The following is a 20,892-nucleotide window of genomic DNA, read 5'->3' on the forward strand; positions in this document are numbered from 1 at the left end:
AACAATCCGTATAGCGAAGCTATCGGTGCCGGTTCTGCGGGGTCAACACCCCTCGCCCGGGACACCGCAGGCCACGGGCCCCGTGCGGCCCGAAAACCCGTGGCCCCCGGGGGCACGCCCCGACAGAATCGGCGGCATGACGTGGATCGCACCCTCCATCGAGCGCAGAGACTTCCCCGCCGCGGCCGGCGAGCGGGAGATGCTCCAGCGCTGGCTCGACTTCCACCGCGACACCCTGCTCACCAAGTGCGCCGGACTCACCGCCGAACAGCTCGCCGAGGCGAGCAGCCCGCCCTCCAACCTCACGCTGCTCGGGCTGGTACGCCATCTGACCGATGTCGAACGCACCTGGTTCCGCCGGCGCTTCGCCGCTGAGGACATCGGGGACCACTACATGACCGAGGAGAACCCCGACGCCGATTTCGACGACCTCGACCCGGCCACCGCCGAGCGCACCTTCGCCACCTTCCGCGCCGAGACCGAGGCCTGCGACAAGGCCGTGGCGGACCGCGGTCTGGACGAGACCTTCCGGCCCCGCGAGGACCTGACGCTGAATCTGCGCTGGATCTACGTCCACCTGATCGAGGAGTACGCCCGCCACAACGGCCACGCGGATCTGCTGCGGGAGCGGATCGACGGAGCGGCGGGCGGCTGACCCCGCCGGCCCGGCCCGCGATCGCACGAGGCCCCGTACGCATCGCTGCGTACGGGGCCTCGTGCGTGCGCCGAAGCGGGCTCCGGCGCACTGCGAGTGGCTCAGCCCTTGCGGGTCTTGACCTCGTCCGTGAGGGCGGGGACGACCTCGAAGAGGTCGCCGACCACGCCGTAGTCGACCAGCTCGAAGATCGGCGCCTCTTCGTCCTTGTTGATGGCGACGATCGTCTTCGAGGTCTGCATACCGGCGCGGTGCTGGATCGCGCCGGAGATGCCGGCCGCGATGTACAGCTGCGGCGAGACCGACTTGCCGGTCTGGCCGACCTGGTTGGTGTGCGGGTACCAGCCGGCGTCCACCGCGGCGCGCGAGGCACCGACGGCCGCACCGAGCGAGTCGGCGAGCGCCTCGATGACCGGGAAGTTCTCCGCGCCGTTGACGCCACGGCCACCGGACACCACGATCGCGGCCTCGGTCAGCTCCGGGCGGCCGGTCGACTCGCGCGGCGTGCGCGAGACGATCTTCGTGCCCTTGGAGGAGTCGGCGACGGTCACCGCGAGCTGCTCGACCGTACCGGCGGCCGGCGCGGCCTCCGGGGCGGCGGAGTTGGGCTTGACGGTGATGATCGGGGTGCCCTTGGTGATGCGGGACTTGGTGGTGTACGAGGCCGCGAAGACGGACTGCGTGGCCACCGGGCCCTCGGCGCCGGCCTCCAGGTCGACGGCGTCGGTGATGATGCCGGAGCCGATGCGGACCGCGAGGCGGGCACCGATCTCCTTGCCCTCCGCGGAGGACGGCAGCAGCACGGCGGCCGGCGAGACCGCGTCGTAGGCGGCCTGCAGCGCGTCGACCTTGGGGGCGACGAGGTACTCGGCGAACTCGGGAGCGTCGGCGGCCAGCACCTTGACCGCGCCGTACTCGGCGAGGACCTTCGCGGCCTCGTCGGCGTGCGCGCCGAGGTGGACGGCTACCGGCTCGCCGATGCGGCGCGCGAGGGTGAGCAGTTCGAGGGTGGGCTTGCGGACGGCACCGTCCACGTGGTCGACGTAGACAAGGACTTCAGCCATGGGATTGCTCTCCTGCGGGAAGAATGAGGGCGGGGGTAAGGACTGCGGCTCAGATGAACTTCTGGCCCGCGAGGAACTCGGCGAGCTGCTTGCCGCCCTCGCCCTCGTCCTTGACGATCGTGCCCGCGGTGCGGGCCGGACGCTCGGTGGCGTCGTCGACCTTGGTCCAGGCGCCCTCGAGGCCGACCTCGTCCGCCTCGATCTCCAGGTCCTCCAGGTCCAGGGACTCCACCGGCTTCTTCTTGGCGGCCATGATGCCCTTGAAGGAGGGGTAACGCGCCTCACCCGACTGGTCGGTGACCGACACGACGGCGGGCAGCGCGGCCTCCAGCTGCTCGCTGGCGGTGTCACCGTCCCGGCGGCCGGTGACCTTGCCGCCGGCGACGGAGACCTCGGAGAGCTGGGTGACCTGAGGGACGTTCAGGCGCTCGGCGAGCAGCGCGGGCAGCACACCCATCGTGCCGTCGGTGGAGGCCATGCCGCAGACGACGAGGTCGTAGCCGGTCTTCTCGATGGCCTTCGCCAGCACCAGCGAGGTGCCGAGCGCGTCGGTGCCGTGCAGGTCATCGTCCTCGACGTGGACGGCCTTGTCGGCGCCCATCGACAGCGCCTTGCGCAGCGCGTCGTTGGCGTCCTCGGGGCCCACGGTCAGGACCGTGATCTCCGCGTCGTCCGCGGCTTCCTTGATCTGCAGGGCCTGCTCGACGGCGTACTCGTCGAGCTCCGAGAGCAGACCGTCCACATCGTCACGGTCGACGGTCAGATCCTCGGCGAAGTGCCGGTCGCCGGTGGCGTCGGGCACGTACTTCACACAGACAACGATCCTCAAGCTCACGCCGACTCTCCTACCTGCTTCGTCTCTTCAGAACTGCCTGGTGCTGGCAGCATAGGCGTCACTGGGGGCGGCTCCCGGGCGGAAGCGGTTCCCCACGCCGACCGTCATATTACTCGCCAGTACATCCAGTCTCGTGCCCCGAATCAAGGCCGTCGAAATGTGACGTTGCCAACGGCCCCGACCGGGTGGCGAAGAGGCGGAACGGGAACGCGTCAGTCCCGCAGGGCGTTGAAGCGTCCCTGGTGGTAGAGCAGCGGACGGCCGGGCCCCGCGGGGTCGCCGACGACCGGCTGGGCGAGCACGATGCGGTGGTCACCGGCGGGTACCCGCGCCACGACCTTGCACACCAGCCAGGCCAGCACGCCGTCCAGGAGGGGCACCCCCTCGGGGCCCGTGTACCAGGAGGTGGCGGGGCCGAACCGGTCGGCTCCGCTGCGCGCGAACGTGGCGGCCAGTTCCTGCTGGTGCTCGCCGAGTATGTGGACGCCGATGTGCGCGGCCTCCGCGACGGCGGGCCAGCTGGAGGAGCCGGTACCGATACCGAACGAGAGCAGCGGCGGGTCGGCGGCGACGGAGGTGAGGGAGGTGGCGGTGAAACCGACGGGGCGGGAGCCGTGCGCGGTGATCACCGCGACGCCGGCGGCATGCTGCCGGAAGACCGAGCGCAGCAGCTCGGGGGAGGCGGTACGGGGCGTGCCGAGGCCGGGCGAGGCCGTCATGGAGTTGTCCTTCTGCTGTGGTGTACGTGCCCGGGAAGAACCGCCGGCGCCGTGCGGCGGCCGGCGGCTGTGAGGTCGTCGCTGCTCACGTACCCGGACAGCGGGAGCTGGCAGTCCGCAGCAGGTCGACGTGGGCGCGTCCGTAGAGAAGGAATCCTGGCCGCATCACGTCAGAGTGACGACGTGTGACCCACAGCGTCAAGGGGCGCCCGGGATCTGGGAGATCAATCACGGACGGCCGCGCCCAGTGCGGCGATGACATCGGCCTTGCGGGGCTGGCCCGAGGCCCGGCGCACGATCGCGCCCGCCGCGTCGAGGACCAGCACCGTCGGGGTGCGCACCACCTCCAGCTCCCGCACGAGCGCGAGATGGTCCTCCGCGTCGATCTCGATGTGGGCGACGCCCTCGACCATGGCGGCGACCTCGCCGAGGGTGCGCCGGGTGGCCCGGCAGGGCTGGCAGAAGGCGCTGGAGAACTGCAGCAGGGTGGCCCGCTCCCCCAGCTCCGCGCCGATCCGGGCGGCGTCCAGCCGTGTCCCCTCGTCGCGGCCGACCCGGTCGTCCGGCTCCCGCACCGTCAGCCTCCATTGCTGCATTGGTGTCCTTATCGGTGTCCTCGATGCACCGCGTCGGCGGCATCGGCGGTCTCGTCGGAGCCGCTCGCCACCCCGCGCACCGCGCCCCGCGGCGCATGCTCCACCGTTGGGAGGGGCAGCGTTCACCAGGCCGCGGAGATTCCCCTATGGCCCCCACACGTGACGAGGATCTCCCGGCCGCGGGGGCCGGCGCGCTGGCCGCCACGGCAGACTTCGGGCACGATCTCCCGAAAGCCGCAGTTACGGCTGCGTAGGTTTCCGCCGGGAGAACCCTCCCCAGGCGTGGAAAAAGGGGTCCTCCGGACAATGGCAGAGCTCGTCTATCCGCCGGTGATCGGCGCCGCCCGCACCCTCTTCAAGGCGCTCGATCTGAAATTCGACATCGCCGGGACGGACCACATTCCGCGCCGCGGCGGGGCGGTGCTGGTGAGCAATCACATCGGCTATCTGGACTTCGTCTTCGCCGGTCTGACCGCGCGCCCGGCCAAGCGGCTGGTGCGCTTCATGGCCAAGGAGTCGGTCTTCCGGCACAAGGTGTCGGGCCCGCTGATGCGCGCGATGAAGCACATCCCCGTGGACCGGGCGCAGGGCATGGACGCCTACAAGCACGCCCTGACGGCGCTGCGTTCCGGGGAGATCATCGGGGTCTTCCCGGAGGCGACGATCTCCGAGTCCTTCACCCTGAAGACCTTCAAGTCGGGTGCCGCGCGGCTGGCCCAGGAGGCCGGGGTGCCGCTGCTGCCGGTGGCGCTGTGGGGCACCCAGCGGCTGTGGACCAAGGGCCACAAGCGCGACCTGGGCCGCAACCACCTCCCGATAACGGTCCGGGTGGGCGAGCCGATGGAGGCCGATCCGGCCGAGTCGGCGGAGAAGATCACCGACCGGCTGCGGGCCCGGGTCCAGGACCTCCTGGAGGCGGCGCAGCGCGCCTATCCCGTACGCCCCAAGGGCCCCGACGACACCTGGTGGATGCCGGCCCACCTCGGCGGCACCGCACCCGCCCCTCGCGGGAGCGCCGCCTGAGCGGTCCGGCCGTCCGGGTCGGTCCGCTCGTCCGGGTCACTGCGACCAGACCTCACCGATCTCGATACGGGCGTCCGGGCAGGCCGTGCGCAGCGCCTCGGCCAGTTCGGCGCCGGCGGCCGCCAGCGCGTCGGTCGTCATGGGGGCCATCCGCTCCAGCAGGAACAGCGCGCTGACCGAGTCCTCGGTCAGGCGGGTGCGCACGCCCTGCCGCCAGTTCCAGCGGCGGCAGGTGACGCCCTCTTCGTCGCACCAGACCACCTCGCCCGCGTCGGGGTGCTCGATGGTCTCGGCGCCGGCGGCGGCGGTCGCGAACGGCTCGTCGCCGGTGGCCCGCACCAGCCGCATCCCGCCCCGGATGCGGTCCAGGTCCTCACCGCCCACGGGAATGAGGTGGGCGACGCTGATCGCGTTGTAGAGGTCGACCAGGCGGTTGATGCGCGGCAGCCCGCCGTCCGCGAGCGCCCGCCGGGCCAGCGCCTCGGCGGAGTTGCGGGTGCGCGACGGCTTGCTGCCGAAGGCGGTGTAGGCGGCGCGCCAGGCGGCGAGGTGCGGATCGTCCTGCGGGGCGCGCCCGTCGAGGCGCTCGGTCAGCCGGCGGGTGGCCTCGTCCAGGAGCGCGGCCCCGGCCTCGTCGCTGGGCCCGTTGGTCAGGCCGTGGGCCTCCACGGCGAGGTAACCGAAGCCGGGCGCCAGGGCGCGCACCTCGTCGGAGACGTGCAGGGCGCAGGTCAGGGCGGTGGTGGAGGCGTGCGAAGAGTCGGACATCGGGGGCGTTCCTCAGAGATCGGTGGGGAGCGTCTGCCAGAGGTGAGGCCGGTCGACGGCCTCGCGGAGGCATTGGAGCACGACCGGATGTGGTTCAGCAAATAGCACCGGGTAGTCCAGTTCGTTGCACTCGGGCCGCACGGGGAACGCCAGCTGCTCGCGGTCGAGGCGGAACCGCGCATCGACGCCGGGCTTGTTGCCCCGGGGATCCTGTCGGACCCAGCGCTCCATGCCGGGCAGCCGGACGGCCACCAGCCCGTGGACGACCTCGAACCTCTGGTAGCAGAGCGCGGCGGGGATGCCCCGGGCGCGCAGCAGGGCCGCCAGGGCGTGCGCCTTGGCGTGGCAGATGCCGGTGCGCCGGGCGAGGACGTCCGAGGCGCGCCAGGTGACCCGCGGATCGCCGGTGTCCGCGCTGTGCGCGATCGCGTCGCGGACGAAGGTGAAGGCCGCCTCGGCGTATGCGTATGCATCCGGGGCGCCGGCGGCGAGGGTCGCGGCGGCGGCCCGGACGTCCGGATGGTCGTGATCGATGGCCGCACTGACGGCCAAGTAGGCCGAGATGTCCGGGGAGTTCTGGATCAGCCGCATGCCCGGGGAGCGTAGCGATGCGCCCGGCCGAGGGTCAATGACTTTTCGGCCGGGCGCATAGCTATGCGGAGCGGGAGGTCCGGGTCAGCGGCTGATCTCCTCGCGGAGCGCGGCGAGGAAGCCGTCGACGTCCGCCTCGGTGGTGTCGAACGCGCACATCCAGCGCACCTGGCCGGTCTGCTCGTCCCAGAAGTAGAAGCGGTAGCGCTTCTGCAGCCGCTCGCTGACATCGTGCGGCAGCCGGGCGAAGACCGCGTTCGCCTGCACGGGGTAGCAGATCTCCACCCCGTCGATCTCCCGCACCCCGGCGGCCAGCCGCTGCGCCATGGTGTTGGCGTGCCGGGCGTTGCGCAGCCACAGGTCCTTGGCGAGCAGCGCCTCCAACTGGACGGAGACGAAGCGCATCTTGGAGGCCAGCTGCATGGACAGCTTGCGCAGGTGCTTCATCGCGCGCACCCGGTCGGGGTTGAGCACGACCACGGCCTCACCGAAGACGGCGCCGTTCTTGGTGCCGCCGTAGGAGAGGATGTCGACCCCCACGGCGTTGGTGAAGGCCCGCATCGGCACATCGAGCGTCGCCGCCGCGTTGGCGATCCGCGCGCCGTCGAGGTGCACCACCATGCCGCGCTCATGGGCGTGTTCGCAGATCGCCCGGATCTCGTCGGGCGTGTAGACCGTGCCCAGCTCCGTGCTCTGGGTGATCGAGACGACCTGCGGCATGGCGCGGTGCTCGTCGTCCCAGCCGTACGCCTCGCGGTCGATCAGCTCGGGGGTGAGCTTGCCGTCCTCGGTCGGTACGGTCAGCAGCTTCAGCCCGCCGACCCGCTCGGGCGCACCGCACTCGTCGACATGGATGTGTGCGGAGTCGGCGGCGATCACCGCGCCCCAGCGGTCGGTCACGGCCTGCAGCGCGACGACATTGGCGCCGGTGCCGTTGAACACCGGGAACGCCTCGGCGCGCTGACCGAAATGGCTGCGGACGATCCGCTGGAGGTGCTCGGTGTAGTCGTCCTCGCCGTAGGCGACCTGGTGGCCGCCGTTGGCGAGGGCGAGGGCGGCGAGCACCTCCGGGTGGGCGCCGGCGTAGTTGTCGCTGGCGAAGCCGCGTATCTCGGGGTCGTGGTGCGGCCGGGCGTCGGTCTTCGCTCCGGTCACGGCTCGGGGGTCAGCCACAGACGCTGTCCATTCACTTCCTGGGCGGGCCGGCTCCAGACCCCGGCGATGGCCTCTGCCAGCTCCGTGACATCCGTGAAGCCCGCGAACTTGGCGTTCGGGCGCTCGGCGCGCATCTGGTCGTTGACGAGCGCCTTCACGACCAGGATGGCAGCCGCGGCGCGGGGGCCCTGCTCGCCCCCCGACTTGCGGAAGCCGTCGGCCATGGCCAGCGTCCAGGCCTCGGCGGCGGCCTTCGAGGCGGCGTAGGCGGCGTTGCCGCCGGTGGGCTTGCTGGCGCCGGCCGCGCTGGTGAGGAGGAAGCGGCCGTTGCCGCTGCGCTCCAGCGCGTCGCAGAACGCCAGGGAGGTGTGCTGGACGGTGCGGACCAGCAGCTTGTGCAGCGTCTCCCAGTCCGCGAGGTCGGTCTCCGCGAAGCTCGACGAGCCGCGCCAGCCGCCGACCAGGTGCACCAGCCCGTCGATCCGGCCGAACTCCTTCTCCGTACGGGCCGCCCACTCGCGGGCCTGGTCCGGGTCGAGGAGGTCGACCGTCTCCCCGATCACCGTGGCACCCCCATGGGCGTACCGGGCCGCGTCCACGGCCTCCGCCAGCCGCTCGGGGTGGGAGTCCGAGCCGACCACCACCGCGCCCGCCTCGGCCAGTCGCAGCAGCGTCGCCCGCCCGGCCGGTCCGGCCGCGCCCGCCACCGCGATGACCGCGCCCTCCAGCGGCCCCTGGCCGCCCGTCGAAGTCACCATCTCCGTCGCCTCCTCGTCATGCCCCTGGACGGCCTTCGGCCGGGTGTTCCGGTCGTTCGTCACGCCGCCGCCAATTCATCGCTGTGGGCCGTGATGCCCTTGGTGGATGCGATCACAGTCCGCAGCTTCTTGGCGAGCGCCTCGTAGAACATGCTCAGCGGGAACTCGTCGGGGAGCACGTCGTCCACGAGCTTGCGCGGCGGCTGGTCGAGGTCGAGAGCGTCGGGTCCCTTGGCCCAGACCGAGCCCGGGTGCGGGGCCAGGTAGGTCGAGACGAGGTCGTACGCGGCGAACCAGTGCACCAGCTTGGGCCGGTCGATGCCGTCGCGGTAGAGCTTCTCGATCTCGCCGCACAGCTCGTTGGTGACCTTGGGCGCCCGCTCCCAGTCGATGTGCAGTGTGTTGTCCGTCCAGCGTACGACGTCGTGCTTGTGGAGGTAGGCGAAGAGCAGCTGTCCTCCCAGGCCGTCGTAGTTGCGGACGCGGTCGCCGGTGACCGGGAAGCGGAACATCCGGTCGAAGATCACCGCGAACTGCACGTCGCGGGCCTGCGGGTACCCCTCGGCCTCCAGCTTCACGGCCTCCTTGAAGGCGGTGAGGTCGCAGCGCAGCTCCTCCAGGCCGTACATCCAGAACGGCTGGCGCTGCTTGATCATGAAAGGGTCGAACGGCAGGTCGCCGTGGCTGTGGGTGCGGTCGTGGACCATGTCCCACAGGACGAAGGCCTCCTGGCAGCGCTCCTGGTCGGCGAGCATGTCGCGGACGGCCTCGGGGACTTCCAGGCCCAGCGTCTCGACGGCGGCCCGGCTGACCCGGCGGAAGCGGGCGGCCTCGCGGTCGCAGAAGATGCCGCCCCAGCTGAAGCGCTCGGGGGCCTCGCGCACGGCGATGGTCTCCGGGAAGAGCACCGCGGAGTTGGTGTCGTAGCCGGCCGTGAAGTCCTCGAAGGTGATGCCGCAGAAGAGGGCGTTGTCGTAGCGGGTGCGCTCCAGCTCGGCGAGCCACTCCGGCCAGACCATGCGCAGGACGACGGCCTCGAAGTTGCGGTCCGGGTTGCCGTTCTGGGTGTACATGGGGAACAGCACGAGGTGCTGGAGGCCGTCGGCGCGCCCGCGGGCGGGCTGGAAGGCGAGCAGCGAGTCCAGGAAGTCCGGGACCTCGAAGCCGCCGTCGGCCCAGCGGCGCAGGTCGGCGGCGAGGGCCTGGTGGTAGGCGGCGTTGTGCGGCAGCAGCGGGGCCAGCTCCCCCAGGGCCGCTATCACGCGGTCGACCTCCGCGCGGACGGCGTCGGCGCTCGGCGCACCCTCCGCCGCCAGGTCGACCGAGCCGTCCTTGGACTGCCAGGGGCGGATGGTCTCGACCGCGCCCTTGAGCACGGGCCACGCCGGGTGCTCGACCACACTCCCTGCGGTCGTGGTGGCCTCCTGGACACCCACAGGCGAAAAGATTTCCGTCATGACTGCCCTCCGGCGGTAGATCGTGTTGTCAGAACACGGTAACCAGCCAAGGATCGTCCACTCAAGTGGGCTAGCTGAAAATTATCCTGTTGACACCCCGTACACACGCGGATTTTTCCTGCGCGTGCGGACCCGTGCGCCACTTCCTGCCAGCCGCACCCGGCCTTTCGGCGCTTCTTTCAGGGGCCCGGACCCCAGTGACAGAGCCGCGAGGAGGCCCTCGGGCGCCTCCCGGGGGATCCGGCGCGCACCGCCCCGGACGCCCCTCGCGGACACCTGCCCCGGTGGCGTGTGGCATATGCCACAGCGGTCCGCGACAGCTCGCAGCGGGTGGGCGCGTCCGGTGCGGTGATCCCCGCCCCGGGGGACCCGGGACCGCCGCCCGGCTCCGCGGGCCGTCAGCGCGCCGGGGAATCGCCCACATGAGAGTGAAGCGGTCTGAAGCCGGATCTGGCGGGTACCCGTACTGGACACACCACGGTCCGGTTCGGCACCCGTTTTTTCGCCGTCCGGTCCCGTTAGGCTGTGCGCCGTTTCGTACGCCGTGGCCGACGGTCGACGGTCGATTCCCCAGAGCCGACAGCACCACCGAGCCGACAGAAGCGAGGCAGCCTTGTCCTTTCTCACCATCGGACACCGCGGGATGATGGGCGTCGAGCCGGAGAACACCCTGCGCTCCTTCGTGCGCGCCGAGCACGAGGGCCTGGATGTCATCGAACTGGATCTGCATCTGAGCAAGGACGGCTCGCTGGTGGTGATGCACGACGCGGATGTCGACCGGACCACCGACGGCGCCGGGCCGATCTCCGAACGCACCCTCGCCGAGCTGCGTGAACTCGATGCCGGGAAGGGCGAGCGGATCCCCGTGTTCGAGGAGGTCGTGGAGGCGGTCGGCGCACCGCTGCAGGCCGAGATCAAGGATGTGGCCGCCGCGCAGGCGCTGGCCGAGGTGATGCGGGCGCGCGATCTGACCGGCCGGGTCGAGGTGATCTCCTTCCACGACGAGGCGCTGGCGGCGATCCGCACCCTGCTGCCGGGCGTACGCACCGCGCTGGTCGCCAGCCGTTACGGCACCGATGTCGTCGACCGCGCCCAGGCCGTCGGCGCGACGATGCTGTCCCTGAACATCCGGCGGCTCACCCTGGAGCTGGTCGAGCGGGCGCACGCCGCCCAGCTGAGGGTCCTGGGCTGGACGGTCAACACCCACGATCAGCTCCGCCTCGCGCGCGGGCTGGGTCTGGACGGCGTGGTGACCGATCTGCCGGAGATCCGGCGGGCGGTGCGCTTCACGGCGTAAGGCGGCGGCGCCCTCCGGTCGTCGGCCCGGGACCCGGCGACCGTCGGCCGGCGGGGAAATCCGCAGTTCACAGCGGCGCAACGAGATTCCACCATGCGGACTTTTCCCCTGGTGATCTCGACAGATGGCCGTGCGCACTGCCACTCTCCCGCCATGCGCCTCGCCAACCGCCCCCTCCGCCTTGCCGCTTGGACCACCGCCGTGCTGGTCGCGGCGGCCGTCGGCTGTGCCCCGCAGGACGAGTCCCCCGGCGGCCCGGGGGCCGCCGGGCAGGGCCCGCAGCGCTGTGACCGGGGCGCGCTGCCCACCGTCACCCGGGGCACGCTCACGGTCGGCACCGACAAGCCCGCCTACGCGCCGTGGTTCCACGACGACGACCCGGCGAGCGGAAAGGGCTTCGAATCGGCGGTCGCCTACGCCGTCGCCCGCCAACTGGGCTACGCCAAGGGGGCGGTGCGCTGGCGGACCGTGCCGTTCAACAACGCCTTCGCGCCCGGCGCGAAGACCTTCGACTTCGACATCAACCAGGTGTCCATCAGCGCCGCACGCAAGCGGGCCGTCTCCTTCTCGTCCGGCTACTACGACGTGCGGCAGGCGGTCATCGCGCTGAAGGGCTCCAAGGCCGCGCACGCCCGGAGCATCGCTGACCTGCGGCGCCTCAGACTCGGCGCGCAGGTCGGCAGCACCAGCCTGGACGTCGTCCATGACACGGTCCGCCCGACGCGGCCCGCAGCCGTCTTCCAGAAGAACGACCTCGCCAAGTCCGCGCTGAAGAACGGTCAGGTCGACGCCATCCTCACCGATCTGCCGACGGCCTTCTACGTCACCTCCGCCGAGGTGAAGAACGCCGAGGTGGTCGGGCAGTTCGCGGCCACCGGCGCCGCGAAGGAGCAGTTCGGCCTGGTCCTGGACAGGGAGAGCCGGCTCACCGGATGTGTGACGGCCGCCGTGGACGCGCTGCGCAGGAACGGCACGCTCGCCGCGCTGGAGAAGAAGTGGCTGACCGACGCGGTGTCCGTCCCGGTGCTCAAGTGAGGTACGGAAGAGACATGGTGAAGAACTCCACCGGGCAGGACGGGCCGGCGGACGGGTACGTGCCCTCGCAGCGGCGGATCGAGCGGGAGCGCTTCAAGCGGACCCGGACCCGGCGGGCAACCGCCGTCGCCGCGCTGAGCACCCTGGTCACCGGCGCCGTCCTGTTCCTCGTGATCACCCGCTCCCCCGGCTGGCCGCGCACCCGCGAGACCTTCTTCAGTGCCGCCTACGCGCGCAAGGCGCTGCCGGAGGTGCTGGACGGGCTGCTGCTGAATCTGCGGCTGCTGGTGGTGTGCGGGGCGGCGGTGCTGGTGCTGGGGCTGCTGCTGGCGGTGGCCCGGACGCTGCGCGGCCCGGTGTTCTTCCCGCTGCGCGCCCTGGCCACCGCGTACACCGACTTCTTCCGCGGGCTGCCGCTGATCATCTGCCTGCTGATGGTGGTCTTCGGGGTGCCGGCGCTGCGGCTCCAGGGGGTGACCACCGACCCGGTGATGCTAGGCGGGGCCGCGCTGGTGCTCACGTACGCGGCGTATGTGGCCGAGGTCTTCCGGGCGGGCATCGAGTCGGTGCACCCCTCGCAGCGGGCCGCGGCCCGGTCGCTGGGGCTGAGCAGCGGGCAGACCCTGCGCTTCGTGGTGCTCCCGCAGGCGGTGCGGCGGGTGGTGCCGCCGCTGCTCAACGACCTGGTCTCGCTCCAGAAGGACACCGGCCTGGTCTCCATCGCGGGCGCGGTGGACGCGGTCTACGCGGCGCAGATCATCGCCGGCAAGGACTTCAACTTCACGCCATACGTCGTGGCCGGCCTGGTCTTCGTCGCGCTGACCATCCCGATGACGCGCGGCACGGACTGGATCACCGCCCGCATGGACCGCAAGCGCGCCCAGGGAGGCCTGGTATGAGCACCACCGACGACACCCCGCGGCCGGCCGACGGCACCGCCGTGCGGCCCGCGCCCGACGGCGGCCCGGTACTGCGGCTGGAGTCCGTGCGCAAGACGTACGGGCGGGGCACGGTCGTGCTGCGCGATGTGGACCTCGCGGTCCCCCCGCACACCGTGACCGCGCTGATCGGCGCCTCGGGGTCGGGCAAGTCCACGCTGCTGCGCTGCGCGAACCTGCTGGAGGAGATCGACGACGGCGCGATCTTCCTGGACGGCGCGGAGATCACCGATCCCCGGGCGGACGTGGACGCGGTGCGCCGCCGGATCGGGGTGGTCTTCCAGGCCTACAACCTCTTCCCGCACATGACCGTCCTGGACAACATCACGCTGGCGCCCCGCCGGGTGCACGGCGTGCCGCGCGCGGAGGCCGAGGCGCGGGCCCACGAGCTGCTGGAGCGGCTCGGGCTCGGCGGGCGGGCCGGTGAGTACCCGGACCGGCTCAGCGGCGGGCAGCAGCAGCGGGTGGCGATCGTCCGCGCGCTGGCCGGGCGGCCGCGGCTACTCCTGCTGGACGAGATCACCGCGGCGCTCGACCCGGAGCTGGTCGGCGAGGTACTCGGCGTGGTCCGCGATCTGAAGGAGGAGGGCATGACGATGGTCATCGCCACCCACGAGATGGGCTTCGCGCGGGAGGTCGCCGACCAGGTCTGCTTCCTGGACGGCGGGGTGGTGGTCGAACGCGGCACGCCCGAGGAGGTCTTCGGGGAGCCGCGGCAGGACCGCACCCGGCAGTTCCTGCGGCGGATCATCCAGGCGGGACGGCTGTGAGCGCCGGGCCGCCCGCACCCCCTAGTCGAGCGGCTTGAGCAGCAGCTCGAAGGCCAGGTCGGGGCGCTGCGGGATGCCGAAGCGCTCGTCGCCGTACGGGAACGGGGTGAGCTCGCCGGTGCGCCGGTAGCCGCGGCGCTCGTACCAGGCGATCAGCTCGTCGCGCTGGCGGATGACCGTCATCCGCATCTCCCGGGCGCCCCAGGTCTCCCGGGCGGTCCGCTCGGCCTCCGCGATGATCACCTTGCCGAGCCCGCCGCCCTGCAGCTCCGGGCGCACCGCGAACATCCCGAAGTAGGCGTGGTCCCCGCGGTGTTCGAGCTGGCAGCAGGCGATCAGCACGCCGTCCCGCTCGGCGATCAGCAGCCGGCTCGCCTCGTGGTGCACCACGGCCCGCACGCCCTCCGGGTCGGTGCGCTGGCCCTCCAGCAGATCCGCCTCCGTAGTCCAGCCGGCCCGGCTCGTGTCGCCGCGGTACGCCGACTCGATGAGCTCGACGAGCCCGGGGACGTCGGTGTCGAGGGCGGTACGGAAGGTCAGCTCGCTGGTGGGCATGGTGCGCGGAGTCCTCTCGGGGCGGACGAATGGCTGCATGGAGGCTAACAAGAGGTATGCGTCCCTTGTCAGGGCCTTTCGCCAGGGACCTGCGGCGATGTGGACGCCGGCGCGTGGCCGCAGGCCGTAGGGTCCGGGCATGGTGCATGTACTGAGCAGCCGGGTGCTGTTGCGTCCTTCGGACCCCGAGCGGTCGCGGGCGTTCTACGGCGGGGCGCTGGGGCTGGAGATCTACCGGGAGTTCGGTACGGGGCCCGAGCGCGGCACGGTGTACTTCCTGGGCGGCGGCTTCCTGGAGGTCTCCGGCCGCGCGGCGGATCCGGCCACGGACACCCTCCAGCTGTGGCTCCAGGTGGCGGACGTGGCCGCCGCGCACGAGGAACTGCGGGCGCAGGGCGTCCAGGTGCTGCGGCCGCCCGTGCGGGAGCCCTGGGGCCTGATCGAGATGTGGATCGCCGACCCGGACGGCCACCTGATCGTCCTGACGCAGGTCCCGGCGGACCATCCGCTGCGATACCGCCCGTAGGGACGCGGCGTGCGGTTGGCCCCGGGTCGGCGCCGCCCCGGGGCCGTCAGCAGACCGTGCCCGTACCGGCCGCCGTGGCCCGCAGCAGGTCCCTGACCAGGTCGAAGTCGACGCGGTCCGGCTGCCGGAACCGCAGGCAGCCCTTGCCCATGTCCTGCCCGGCCAGCCGCTCCGCGAACGCCTCGCGGACGTCACTGCGCAGGAGGTAGAAGGAGAGATACCGCTGCTGGCTCGCGAAGGCGATCTCGGTGACGCCGTCCCGCTGGTAGGCGGGCATCCCGTAGGCCATGACCTCGTCGAAGCCGGTCAGCTCGGCGCGGCACGACCGCCGCAGCCGGACCAGGGCCTCCCGGCGGTCCTCCGGCACCCCGGCCAGATAGCCGTCCACGTCCGCCGCCTCGCTCCGCACCATGCGCCCGAGGGTAGGCCGGGCCCGCTCGGCGTGCTTTCCCCACGCCGCCCGCGGCGACATCCCGCGGCCCCGGGCGCCCGGGGCCCGGACCGCCTGCCCCGGCGCCCGCGCTCCCCCCGTGCGTCCGTGCGCTCCCGTGTGCGGGCCGCCGGACGGGAAGCCTGCCCCCGTCGCGTACGGGTGCGAGGGGAGGTGCTCGGTGCACGGACCGGCGTGGGTCGGCTGGCTGCTGGTGCTGCTGTGTGCCGCTGCCGGTGCGTACTGCCTGGTGCGCGCGCATACCGGCCCGCCGGCGGAGCGGGATGCCGCGCGCGGTGAGGGGCTGATGGCGCTGGGGATGGCGGCGATGGCCTGTCCGGCGTCCGCCGCGGCGTCCGCGGCGTGGTCGCCGTGGCTGTTCACCGTGGTGTTCGGGACGGCCGGGCTGTGGGCGCTGGCGCGGCGGCATCTGCATCACGCGGTGGGCGCGGGGGCCATGGTGTACATGGCGCTCACGATGGTGCTGCCCCCGGAGTGGTGGGGCGTTTCCGGGCCCCCGGAACGGATGGGTCATATGGCCGGGACGGTCCCGATGGGGCATTCGGCACCGGGCGGAGTGCCGCTGCTGACCGGGCTGTTGCTCGCGTACTTCACGGTGTACGTGATCGCCGCGGGGGTCCGGCTGGTGCCGGCGGCGGAAACGGTCGCGAGGACCGCGGCGGCGGGCGGGCCTGCGGCGCCGGCCGGGCCGCCCGGGGTGCTGCGGGCCTGCCGGGTCGCGATGGGGATCGGCATGCTGGCGATGCTGCTGGCGCTGTGAGCTGCGGCGATGCCCGGTCGCACGGTGGTGCGCCGCCGGCGCGCGAGGCTGCGGCGCACGCCCGTTGCCCGGGTGGCATACGTCACTTCCAGCCCCTGCCCGTACCAACGGGTAGAGGCCCACTCATAGGCTGACGCCATGATGGTCCCCCTCGCGCTGATGATTCTCGGCGTGCTGGCCGCGGCAATGGCGCCGCGGCTGATGGCCCGTTCCGACTGGCCCGACCGCGAGCCGGTGCTCGCCCTGTGGGTGTGGCAGTGCGTGGTCGCCGGTGTCCTGCTGTGCTGTGTGCTCGCGATGTCGCTGAGCGCGGCCGCCGCCTGGGAGGCCGTCCGCGGCCCGGTGTTCGGATTCGCCCCGCGGGTGGTCGTCGAGGCGTACGCGCTCCAGGGCCACGGGCCGTGGGCGGGCGTACTGGCCGTTCTGTTGGCGGGCGGCGGCGCCTGGACCGCCGTGACGCTGACCCGTGAGGTGCGGGCGGCACGTGCCCGCCGCCGGCAGCGCCGCGCCGAACTCCTGCGCCGTGCGCCGCTGCTGCCCGGGGAGGAGCCCGCCGGGGAGCGCCTGGTCGTCCTGGAGGGCGACCGCCCGGAGGCCTGGTGGTTGCAGCACTCCTCGCCCCAACTGGTCATCACCACCTCGGCGTTGCGGCGGCTGAAGGGCCGTCAGCTCGATGCGCTGATCGCTCACGAGCAGGGCCACGCGCGGGCCCGGCACGACCTCCTGCTGCACTGCGCGGCGGCACTGGCCGTCGGGTTCCCGCAGATCCCGGTGTTCGCCGCGTTCCGCGATCAGGTGCACCGGCTGGTCGAGCTGGCCGCCGACGATGTGGCCTCGCGCCGCTTCGGCCGGCTGACGATCGCCCTGGCGCTGGTCGAGCTGAACGAGGACCGCGGGGTGTTCGGCCCCTGCCCGTCCCAACTGGCCCAGGTGCCGCAGCGGGTGGACCGGCTGCTGTCCCCCGCGCCCCGTTTCACCCCCGGCCGGCGGCTGCGGATGACGGCGGTGGCCGCGCTGGTGCCGGCGGTGCCGCTGCTGGTGACCTTCATTCCCGGACTGCGCGCACTGACGTAGCCGGCTCGCCTCCGATAGCCCCTAGGGGCGAGGATCGCCCCATGCCCACCACGCCGCATCCCGCCGCCCGGACCTCCGCCGTGGACGCCGCACGCCGCCCCGCACCGGCCCCGCCGCGCACCGGCGCCCTCGCCCTGCTGTGCGGCACCCTCCTCGGCTTCTTCGGCCTGCTGCTCACCCTCGTCGTGCTGCGCTGGGGCCCGCTGCTCTCCCTGGACACGGCCCTGGCGCAGCGGCTGCACCGCACTGCCGTCACCGCGCCCGCCTGGACCCACCGCAACCGGGTGCTCAGCGACTGGGTGTGGGACCCGTGGACGATGCGGGCCCTGCTGGCGGTCGCGGTCGGCCTGCTGCTGCGGCGCGGGGAGCGGCTGCTCGCCGTCTGGGTGGCGGCCACCGCGCTGCTGGGAACCGGCCTGCAGCAGGCGGTCAAGGCACTGGTCGGCCGGGCGCGCCCGGTCTGGCCTGACCCGGTGGACTCCGCGAGCTTCGCCGCGTTCCCCTCGGGGCACGCGCTGAGCGCCATGGTCGCGGGCGCCCTGATTCTGTGGCTGCTGCGGCTGCGAGGCATCCCGGCGCGGTGGCGGTGGGCGGCCGGGGCGGTGGTCGCGGTCTCGGTCGTCGGCGTCGGCTTCACCCGGGTGTTCCTGGGGGTGCACTGGCCGTCGGACGTCGTCGGGGGCTGGCTGCTGGGCGGCGCGCTGGTGGCGGGGTCGGTGGCGGCGTACCACGCGTACGGGGCGACAGGAGTTCGACCCGGCGGCGCGCAGCGGACAGGATGGCGGTCATGACGACGATCGAGGGTGTGCTTTTCGACTTCTCCGGGACGCTGCTGCACATCGAGCCCGCCGAGCGGTGGCTGCGCGCGGCGCTGGCGGCGGGCGGCACGGACATGGCCGACGACGAGATCGTGCGGCGGGCGGCCGCGCTGGAGCGGGCCGGCGCGCTGCCCGGCGGCGCCCCGCCCGCCGAACTCCCGGACGCGCTGGCCGGCGAGTGGGAGATCCGCGACCGCGACGCCCGCCGCCACCGTGCGGTGTACACCGGCCTGGCCCGCCAAGTACCGCTGCCCGCACCGGAGTTGTACGACCTGCTCTATGACCGCCACCGGACCGCGGACGCCTGGCAGCCCTATCCCGACGCCGCCGAGGTGTTGGCGGAGCTGCACCGGCGCGGCATCCGGATCGGCGTCCTGAGCAACATCGGCTGGGACCTGCGGCCGGTGCTGCGCGCCCACGGCCTGGAGCGCTATGTCGACACCTGCGTGCTGTCCTACGAGCACGGCCTCCAGAAGCCCGATCCGCAGCTCTTCGCCGTCGCCTGCCGGGAGTTGGGGCTCGCGCCGTCCGCCGTTCTGATGGTGGGCGACGACCGCACGGCGGACGGCGGCGCCACGGCCCTGGGCTGCGCCTTCCTGCCGGTGGACCCGCTGCCCGCGGACGGCCGCCCGGACGGTCTGCGGCCGGTGCTGGACCTGGTGGGCCGAGGGTAGGTACGGCGGGTCCGGTCCGCCGTGCGCCGGGCCCCCGCCGGTAACAAAAACCACCCCGGGTAACGGAAAACCGCCCCGGCCGGGGGTACCGGCCGGGGCGGAAGGGCTTTCCCGCGAGGGTCAGCTCAGGGTGTCGAGGGCCTGGTTGAGGGTGGCCGACGGGCGCATGACCGCCGAGGCCTTCGCGACGGTGGGCTGGTAGTAGCCGCCGATGTCGGCCGGCGTGCCCTGCACCGCGGCCAGCTCGCCGACGATGGCCTGCTCCTGCTCGGACAGCGTCTTGGCGAGCGCCGCGAACGCCTTGGCGAGCGGGGCGTCCTCGGTCTGCCGGGCCAGCTCCTGCGCCCAGTAGAGGGCGAGGTAGAAGTGGCTGCCGCGGTTGTCGATGCCGCCGAGCTTGCGGCTGGGCGACTTGTTCTCGTTGAGGAACGTGCCGGTGGCGCGGTCGAGGGTGTCGGCGAGCACCTGGGCGCGCGCGTTGCCCGTCTTCTGCGCGAGGTGCTCGAAGCTGACCGCGAGCGCCAGGAACTCACCCAGGCTGTCCCAGCGCAGGTAGTTCTCCTTGACCAGCTGCTGGACGTGCTTGGGCGCGGAGCCGCCGGCGCCGGTCTCGAACAGTCCGCCGCCGTTCATCAGCGGGACGACGGAGAGCATCTTGGCGCTGGTGCCCAGCTCCAGGATCGGGAAGAGGTCGGTCAGGTAGTCGCGCAGCACGTTGCCGGTGACCGAGATCGTGTCCTCGCCGCGGCGGATGCGGTCGAGCGAGAACTTGATCGCGTGGACCGGCGCCATGATCTCGATCTGCAGGCCGTCCGTGTCGTGCTCGGGGAGGTAGGCCTTGACCTTCTGGATCAGCTGGGCGTCGTGGGCGCGCTCCTCGTCGAGCCAGAACACGGCCGGGTTGCCGGTCGCGCGGGCGCGGGTGACGGCGAGCTTGACCCAGTCGCGGATCGGCAGGTCCTTGGTCTGGCACATCCGGAAGATGTCGCCGGCGCCCACGGCCTGCTCCAGCACGACGGTGCCGGCCTCGTCGAGGACCCGCACGGTGCCCGTGGTGGGGATCTCGAAGGTCTTGTCGTGGCTGCCGTACTCCTCGGCCTTCTGCGCCATCAGACCGACGTTCGGCACCGAGCCCATCGTCGACGGGTCGTAGGCGCCGTTGGCCCGGCAGTCGTCGATGACGACCTGGTAGATGCCGGCGTAGCTGCTGTCGGGCAGGACCGCGAGGGTGTCGGCCTCGGCGCCGTCCGGGCCCCACATGTGGCCGGAGGTGCGGATCATGGCCGGCATGGAGGCGTCGACGATGACGTCGCTGGGCACGTGCAGGTTGCTGATGCCGCGGTCGGAGTCGACCATGGCCAGCTCGGGGCCCTCGGCCAGCTCGGCGTCGAAGGACGCCTTGATCTCGGCGCCGTCGGTCAGCGACTCCAGGCCCTTGTAGATGCCGCCGAGGCCGTCGTTCGGGGTCAGGCCGGCGGTGGCGAGCGCCTCGCCGTACCGCGCGAAGGTCTTCGGGAAGAAGGCGCGGACCACATGGCCGAAGATGATCGGGTCGGAGACCTTCATCATGGTGGCCTTGAGGTGCACCGAGAACAGCACGCCCTCGGCCTTGGCACGGGCGACCTGCGCGGTGAGGAACTCGCGCAGCGCGGCCACCCGCATCACGGACGCGTCGACGACCTCGCCCGCGAGGACCGGTACCGACTCGCGCAGCACGGTGGTGCTGCCGTCGTCGCCGGACAGCTCGATGCGCAGGGTGCCGGCGTCGGCGATGACCGCGGACTTCTCGGTGGAGCGGAAGTCGTCGGTGTCCATGTGCACGACGTTGGTCTTCGAACCGGAGGACCAGGCGCCCATCCGGTGCGGGTGCGCCTTGGCGTAGTTCTTCACCGAGGCGGGGGCGCGGCGGTCGGAGTTGCCCTCGCGCAGGACCGGGTTGACGGCGCTGCCCTTGACCTTGTCGTAGCGGGCGCGGATGTCGCGCTCCTCGTCGGTCTTCGGGTCGTCCGGGTAGTCCGGGAGCGCGTAGCCCTGCTCCTGCAGCTCGGCGACGGCCGCCTTGAGCTGCGGAATCGACGCCGAGATGTTCGGCAGCTTGATGATGTTCGCCCCGGGAGTCTTCGCCAGCTCACCGAGCTCGGCGAGGGCGTCGTCGATCCGCTGGCCCTCCTCCAGGCGCTCGGGGAAGCTTGCGATGATGCGCCCGGCCAGGGAGATGTCACGGGTCTCCACGCTGACGCCGGCCGTCGACGCGTATGCCTGGACCACAGGCAAGAACGAATACGTCGCCAGGGCCGGGGCCTCGTCAGTGTGGGTGTAGATGATGGTCGAGTCAGTCACCGGGTGCTCCGCTCCACGTCTGCAACATTGCTC

At 72.2% G+C, this 20,892-nt stretch carries 23 protein-coding genes; 11 read left to right on the forward strand and 12 right to left on the reverse strand.

The window, feature by feature from the left end; translation table 11 throughout:
• Positions 1–136 precede the first annotated feature (136 nt).
• Positions 137–655: a DinB family protein gene (locus IEY78_RS08765; protein ID WP_189097039.1), complete on the forward strand. Its 519-nt coding sequence runs from the start codon at positions 137–139 to the stop codon at positions 653–655.
• 101 nt (positions 656–756) lie between these two features.
• On the opposite strand, the gene IEY78_RS08770 is transcribed toward IEY78_RS08765, so the two are convergent.
• The 4 genes from IEY78_RS08770 to IEY78_RS08785 all read right to left on the reverse strand — a co-directional run bounded on the left by IEY78_RS08770 (position 757) and on the right by IEY78_RS08785 (position 3,869).
• Positions 757–1,719, reverse strand: coding sequence for an electron transfer flavoprotein subunit alpha/FixB family protein (locus IEY78_RS08770; protein ID WP_189097040.1), 963 nt, complete (start codon positions 1,717–1,719; stop codon positions 757–759).
• Positions 1,720–1,768: 49 nt separating this feature from the next.
• Positions 1,769–2,554, reverse strand: a complete 786-nt coding sequence (locus tag IEY78_RS08775) for an electron transfer flavoprotein subunit beta/FixA family protein (RefSeq protein ID WP_189097041.1) — start codon at positions 2,552–2,554, stop codon at positions 1,769–1,771.
• A 212-nt stretch (positions 2,555–2,766) separates the two neighbouring features.
• The gene (locus IEY78_RS08780) at positions 2,767–3,273 is read right to left on the reverse strand and encodes a flavin reductase family protein (RefSeq protein ID WP_189097042.1); all 507 of its coding nucleotides are present in this window, start codon (positions 3,271–3,273) and stop codon (positions 2,767–2,769) included.
• Positions 3,274–3,497: 224 nt separating this feature from the next.
• A complete protein-coding gene (locus IEY78_RS08785) occupies positions 3,498–3,869 on the reverse strand; it encodes a TlpA family protein disulfide reductase (protein WP_189097043.1) in 372 nt (123 codons plus the stop codon).
• A 306-nt stretch (positions 3,870–4,175) separates the two neighbouring features.
• Between IEY78_RS08785 and IEY78_RS08790 the strand changes: the two genes are divergently transcribed.
• Positions 4,176–4,892: a lysophospholipid acyltransferase family protein gene (locus IEY78_RS08790; RefSeq protein ID WP_189097044.1), complete on the forward strand. Its 717-nt coding sequence runs from the start codon at positions 4,176–4,178 to the stop codon at positions 4,890–4,892.
• Positions 4,893–4,928: 36 nt separating this feature from the next.
• On the opposite strand, the gene IEY78_RS08795 is transcribed toward IEY78_RS08790, so the two are convergent.
• From IEY78_RS08795 to IEY78_RS08815, 5 genes are all read right to left on the reverse strand, one after another.
• On the reverse strand, positions 4,929–5,660 hold the full coding sequence (locus IEY78_RS08795) for a B3/B4 domain-containing protein (RefSeq protein WP_373294094.1): 732 nt from the start codon (positions 5,658–5,660) through the stop codon (positions 4,929–4,931).
• A 12-nt stretch (positions 5,661–5,672) separates the two neighbouring features.
• A complete protein-coding gene (locus tag IEY78_RS08800) occupies positions 5,673–6,251 on the reverse strand; it encodes a transglutaminase domain-containing protein (RefSeq protein WP_189097045.1) in 579 nt (192 codons plus the stop codon).
• 84 nt (positions 6,252–6,335) lie between these two features.
• Complete coding sequence (locus IEY78_RS08805; protein WP_189097046.1) at positions 6,336–7,424, reverse strand: threonine aldolase family protein; 1,089 nt, start codon at positions 7,422–7,424, stop codon at positions 6,336–6,338.
• The gene (locus tag IEY78_RS08810; RefSeq protein WP_189097149.1) at positions 7,403–8,164 is read right to left on the reverse strand and encodes an SDR family NAD(P)-dependent oxidoreductase; all 762 of its coding nucleotides are present in this window, start codon (positions 8,162–8,164) and stop codon (positions 7,403–7,405) included. The genes IEY78_RS08805 and IEY78_RS08810 overlap by 22 nt, the downstream gene beginning before the upstream one ends.
• A gap of 59 nt (positions 8,165–8,223) precedes the next feature.
• The gene (locus tag IEY78_RS08815) at positions 8,224–9,621 is read right to left on the reverse strand and encodes a DUF6421 family protein (RefSeq protein WP_189097047.1); all 1,398 of its coding nucleotides are present in this window, start codon (positions 9,619–9,621) and stop codon (positions 8,224–8,226) included.
• 613 nt (positions 9,622–10,234) lie between these two features.
• Here IEY78_RS08815 and IEY78_RS08820 point away from each other — a divergent pair.
• The 4 genes from IEY78_RS08820 to IEY78_RS08835 all read left to right on the forward strand — a co-directional run bounded on the left by IEY78_RS08820 (position 10,235) and on the right by IEY78_RS08835 (position 13,661).
• Positions 10,235–10,918 (forward strand): glycerophosphodiester phosphodiesterase, encoded by a 684-nt coding sequence (locus IEY78_RS08820; RefSeq protein WP_189097048.1) that lies wholly within the window; start codon positions 10,235–10,237, stop codon positions 10,916–10,918.
• 153 nt (positions 10,919–11,071) lie between these two features.
• Positions 11,072–11,953 carry an ABC transporter substrate-binding protein gene (locus IEY78_RS08825; RefSeq protein WP_189097049.1) on the forward strand — a complete coding sequence of 294 codons (882 nt, stop codon included), beginning with the start codon at positions 11,072–11,074 and terminating at the stop codon, positions 11,951–11,953.
• A 14-nt stretch (positions 11,954–11,967) separates the two neighbouring features.
• The gene (locus IEY78_RS08830) at positions 11,968–12,852 is read left to right on the forward strand and encodes an amino acid ABC transporter permease (protein WP_189097050.1); all 885 of its coding nucleotides are present in this window, start codon (positions 11,968–11,970) and stop codon (positions 12,850–12,852) included.
• The gene (locus IEY78_RS08835; RefSeq protein WP_189097051.1) at positions 12,849–13,661 is read left to right on the forward strand and encodes an amino acid ABC transporter ATP-binding protein; all 813 of its coding nucleotides are present in this window, start codon (positions 12,849–12,851) and stop codon (positions 13,659–13,661) included. The genes IEY78_RS08830 and IEY78_RS08835 overlap by 4 nt, the downstream gene beginning before the upstream one ends.
• Before the next feature lie 21 nt (positions 13,662–13,682).
• Here the strand turns inward: IEY78_RS08835 and IEY78_RS08840 are convergent, their stop codons facing one another.
• Entirely contained in the window at positions 13,683–14,216 is a 534-nt protein-coding gene (locus IEY78_RS08840; protein WP_189097052.1) for a GNAT family N-acetyltransferase, read from the reverse strand.
• 139 nt (positions 14,217–14,355) lie between these two features.
• Here IEY78_RS08840 and IEY78_RS08845 point away from each other — a divergent pair, with 139 nt between their 5' ends.
• The gene (locus tag IEY78_RS08845; protein WP_189097053.1) at positions 14,356–14,742 is read left to right on the forward strand and encodes a VOC family protein; all 387 of its coding nucleotides are present in this window, start codon (positions 14,356–14,358) and stop codon (positions 14,740–14,742) included.
• A 46-nt stretch (positions 14,743–14,788) separates the two neighbouring features.
• Here IEY78_RS08845 and IEY78_RS08850 read toward each other — a convergent pair whose 3' ends face one another.
• Positions 14,789–15,154: an iron chaperone gene (locus IEY78_RS08850; RefSeq protein WP_189097054.1), complete on the reverse strand. Its 366-nt coding sequence runs from the start codon at positions 15,152–15,154 to the stop codon at positions 14,789–14,791.
• Positions 15,155–15,353: 199 nt separating this feature from the next.
• Between IEY78_RS08850 and IEY78_RS08855 the strand changes: the two genes are divergently transcribed.
• From IEY78_RS08855 to IEY78_RS08870, 4 genes are all read left to right on the forward strand, one after another.
• Positions 15,354–15,953, forward strand: a complete 600-nt coding sequence (locus tag IEY78_RS08855; RefSeq protein ID WP_189097055.1) for a DUF5134 domain-containing protein — start codon at positions 15,354–15,356, stop codon at positions 15,951–15,953.
• 138 nt (positions 15,954–16,091) lie between these two features.
• Positions 16,092–17,027, forward strand: coding sequence for a M56 family metallopeptidase (locus IEY78_RS08860; RefSeq protein WP_189097056.1), 936 nt, complete (start codon positions 16,092–16,094; stop codon positions 17,025–17,027).
• A gap of 41 nt (positions 17,028–17,068) precedes the next feature.
• Entirely contained in the window at positions 17,069–17,818 is a 750-nt protein-coding gene (locus tag IEY78_RS08865) for a phosphatase PAP2 family protein (RefSeq protein ID WP_189097057.1), read from the forward strand.
• Positions 17,815–18,519, forward strand: a complete 705-nt coding sequence (locus IEY78_RS08870; protein WP_229699795.1) for an HAD family hydrolase — start codon at positions 17,815–17,817, stop codon at positions 18,517–18,519. Before IEY78_RS08865 ends, IEY78_RS08870 begins: the two co-directional genes overlap by 4 nt.
• Positions 18,520–18,639: 120 nt before the next feature.
• Here the strand turns inward: IEY78_RS08870 and IEY78_RS08875 are convergent, their stop codons facing one another.
• Positions 18,640–20,859: an NADP-dependent isocitrate dehydrogenase gene (locus IEY78_RS08875; protein WP_189097059.1), complete on the reverse strand. Its 2,220-nt coding sequence runs from the start codon at positions 20,857–20,859 to the stop codon at positions 18,640–18,642.
• Positions 20,860–20,892: the final 33 nt, after the last annotated feature.

Origin of the sequence: Streptomyces kronopolitis, from assembly GCF_014646275.1 — a bacterium.
Classification (GTDB): Bacteria; Actinomycetota; Actinomycetes; order Streptomycetales; family Streptomycetaceae; genus Streptomyces; species Streptomyces kronopolitis.